Annotated in this window: 1 protein-coding gene and 1 pseudogene; both read right to left on the bottom strand. The window is 42.4% G+C overall.

Annotated features, from left to right (window positions below):
* Window positions 1-98 (bottom strand): DUF6730 family protein (locus tag IIF7_RS21265; RefSeq protein ID WP_394335070.1); only part of this gene is annotated, 98 nt, incomplete at its 3' end.
* 12 nt (window positions 99-110) lie between these two features.
* Window positions 111-347: pseudogene (locus IIF7_RS20960) on the bottom strand (relaxase/mobilization nuclease domain-containing protein); the annotation flags it as partial.

The raw sequence follows: 347 nt of genomic DNA, 5'->3' as shown, positions 1-347 counted from the left end.
ATCCCTTGGGAATGAATTTCTTCCAGTCGTTTCATATGCTGCTCGAAGCTTGCCAGCTCGGAGCATAACAATTCCGATAGTTCATCAATTTTTGCCATAATTCAAGAGGTTTAATATCCGATATCCATGCCTTTGGATATGGACTTTTTAATAACTTTTTGTGCGATTTCTTTCAATAGTTTTAAGCTGAGTTGCACCGGTTCCGGGCTTTTCGCCAGGCTAATTGCTTTGTTGAGTGCCTTAAATTTCTCGATGCCATGTTCCCTGGCCATTTGCTTTCCGATATTGGACATACTCATCGAGCGATGAACCGCGCTCCCTTTGAGGCTATGCCCATCAAATTCAAA

The sequence above is a fragment of the Zunongwangia atlantica 22II14-10F7 genome, assembly GCF_002094855.1.
Taxonomy (GTDB): domain Bacteria; phylum Bacteroidota; class Bacteroidia; order Flavobacteriales; family Flavobacteriaceae; genus Zunongwangia; species Zunongwangia atlantica.
The sequence above is the reverse complement of the archived record's forward strand: the minus strand, read 5'-3'. Positions and strand labels throughout refer to the sequence as shown.